At 41.9% G+C, this 2,695-nt stretch carries 3 protein-coding genes and 2 pseudogenes; all 5 read left to right on the top strand.

All coding sequences use genetic code 11. From position 1 onward, the window contains the following. Positions 1 to 258: pseudogene (locus tag BLS65_RS18565) on the top strand (nucleotide sugar dehydrogenase); the annotation flags it as partial. Positions 259 to 747: 489 nt separating this feature from the next. Continuing rightward, positions 748 to 1,149, top strand: a complete 402-nt coding sequence (gene mntA, locus BLS65_RS17455) for a type VII toxin-antitoxin system MntA family adenylyltransferase antitoxin (RefSeq protein WP_092441068.1) — start codon at positions 748 to 750, stop codon at positions 1,147 to 1,149. Then, positions 1,149 to 1,553, top strand: coding sequence for a type VII toxin-antitoxin system HepT family RNase toxin (gene hepT, locus BLS65_RS17460; protein WP_212590592.1), 405 nt, complete (start codon positions 1,149 to 1,151; stop codon positions 1,551 to 1,553). The genes mntA and hepT overlap by 1 nt, the downstream gene beginning before the upstream one ends. Positions 1,554 to 1,575: 22 nt before the next feature. Beyond that, positions 1,576 to 2,229: pseudogene (locus tag BLS65_RS17465) on the top strand (NAD-dependent epimerase/dehydratase family protein); the annotation flags it as partial. 38 nt (positions 2,230 to 2,267) lie between these two features. Further along, the coding region (locus BLS65_RS17470) for a Gfo/Idh/MocA family oxidoreductase (protein WP_317039075.1) at positions 2,268 to 2,695 on the top strand (428 nt) is incomplete at its 3' end.

Below are 2,695 nucleotides of genomic sequence, written 5' to 3' on the forward strand. Positions count from 1 at the left end.
CATTCATTTGGCGTACTTAATGTGGACGTAATCGATGCCTTTGCCGATGCTCACGAGGTGCATGAGGAGTATGGGATAACCATGGCCACTGAACCTACTGGCCTATACGATGCTATTTTAGTTGCTGTTAGCCATCAGCAGTATGTAGGGCTCACAGAGGAGTGGTTCAAGAAGTATGCCGCCAGCGGATGTGTATTTGTCGACGTGAAGGGGATTTTCAAGAATAAGGTGAACTCGTTTACTTACTGGAGCCTATAATTTGGCGATGTTTTAATTACGCTGAGTTGCATTTGTGAGTTGAATCTTGCCAGTGAAACTCAGTGTGAATTATTTTGCACGTTGCGAATTTTAGAATCTCAATGTGCTACAATGTGCCTATTGTGTATATTTCATTACTGATTTATTGGTAATCCTAGCAATTTATCGGCACTATTTTAACCTATTTTATTCACAAAGAGAACGATCTTCTTTTCCAGTTTATCCCGATTTGTAATATGCTTTTTTTTTCAAATCCAAGAATAATCAGTTGGAATCCTTACCTTGAGCTGATTGCTCTACGAACCTTCTTGATCAACGATTAAAAATAATTGACGAATCCTCATTCTGGCTGATTTTATTTGCCAATTGGCGATAAATATCTACTTTTGACCTCCCAATTTTTGTATTCGGTCACGTTAATGTGACTGAGGAGGCGAAGCTGTGTGATGGTTATTCCAATTTGAATATTTTTATACTTCATTTTTTTAAATGCTAAAATTCTCAGAACAAAAGGTAATCGATCTTCTACTATCAGAGTTTCCTGAAATAGAGTTGATATATCTTTTTGGGAGTATGGCTACTGGAAAAACCCATTCGCAAAGTGATTTAGACATTGCTTTCTGGAACTCTTCTTCATCAGTGGAAGAGTTGAAGTGCTTTGCTGTACAGGAGCGATTGGCCGCACTTTTCTCCACCGATGTTGATTTAGTTGATATGCGTGGTGCTTCCGAGGTGTTTTGCTATGAGGTTGTAACTACCGGTCGACGCATTTATACTAAGGATATTGAGCGAATGCATTTCATTGAAAATAGAATTTGGAGTGACTATCTATACCTCAATGAAGTTAGACGGGACATTGTGAATGATAGATACGGTAAACAAGTGCTATGATGGACAATACATTACTCAATAAATCGGAGACTCTGTCCAAGTGCTTAAAACGTATTGAGGACGAATATCGTGAACACGAGCATGACTTTACTGTAAATTTTACTGTGCAGGATGCCATAATGCTCAACTTGGAGAGGGCAATACAGGCTTGTATTGATGCAGGTGCCCATATTATTCGTAAGCAAAATCTTGGGATTCCTCAAGCTAACCGTGAGGTCTTTCAAATGCTCTTTGAACACGGGTATATTTCTAATGAACTTTCTTTGTCGTTACAGCAAATGGTTGGCTTTAGAAATATTTTGGTGCACGATTACAAGCGAATAAATCTTGATATTGTTGTTACAATTATTAAAGAAAAGGTTGCAGATATTGATAAGTTTAGGCATGTTTTGTTAAGTGTGTAACTCTTTTCCTTTTGTTTATTAAATGACGACACAATTACTTAAAAATCAGCGAGTATTAGTAACAGGTGGAGCTGGGTTTATTGGTTCCAACCTATGTGAATCCTTGCTTGGTGATGGAAACTATGTTGTTTGTTTAGATAACTTTTCAACCGGTAAGCGGGAGAATCTCTCTTCATTTATAAGTAATCCGAGCTTCACCCTAATCGAAGGGGATATTCGCAACTACGACGATTGCTTAAAGGCTGTGAATGGGGTTGATTTAGTTTTTCATGAAGCAGCATTGGGAAGTGTTCCTCGCTCTATTAACGATCCCATAACCACCACGGATGTTAATGTGGGTGGCTTTGTTCGAATGCTTTTTGCCGCCAAGGAGTCAGGCATCAAGCGATTTGTGTATGCAGCCAGCTCCTCTACCTACGGCGACCACCCCGGTCTTCCAAAAGTGGAGGATCTAATTGGAAAGCCGCTTTCGCCCTATGCCATTACCAAATATGCCGATGAGCTCTATGCCGACAACTTCTCCAAGCTGTATGGCATTGAAACCATTGGGTTACGATATTTTAACGTTTTTGGACGACGACAAGATCCGGAGGGTGCTTACGCAGCCGTAATTCCCAAGTTTGTGAAGCTGCTGCTTAACCACGAACAACCCGTAATTAATGGGGATGGAAACCATTTCGCCTGCACCCAGCAATTATTGCGCTTCGGGAAGAGGTGGCCAAGGCCCCTGCCGATAAGGTTTTCGATGTAGACTTAACCTACATTACGAGTCGTGGTAATTGGTATTTCGTTTCGTGGAAGGGCGATATTCAAAAATCAGGTGGCGTGGCCACCAACATTGGCATTCACTTTTTCGACATGCTCAGCTGGGTTTTTGGTGAACCTCAGGAGAGCGTTGTTCACCTCTCGGAACCGGAGCGCGCAGCAGGCTTTCTACGCCTAAAGAGGGCTCGGGTTCGTTGGTTCTTGAGCGTCGATTACAACGATATACCGGAGGCCGTTAAGCTCAAGGGGCAGCGTACGTTCCGATCCATAACCATGGAAGGGAAGGAGATCGAGTTCTCTGAAGGGTTTACTGATCTGCATACCGAGAGTTACCGCAATATTATTGCCGGAATGGGGTTTGGCCTAGCCGATGCAAG

It is taken from the genome of Williamwhitmania taraxaci (assembly GCF_900096565.1).
GTDB lineage: Bacteria > Bacteroidota > Bacteroidia > Bacteroidales > Williamwhitmaniaceae > Williamwhitmania > Williamwhitmania taraxaci.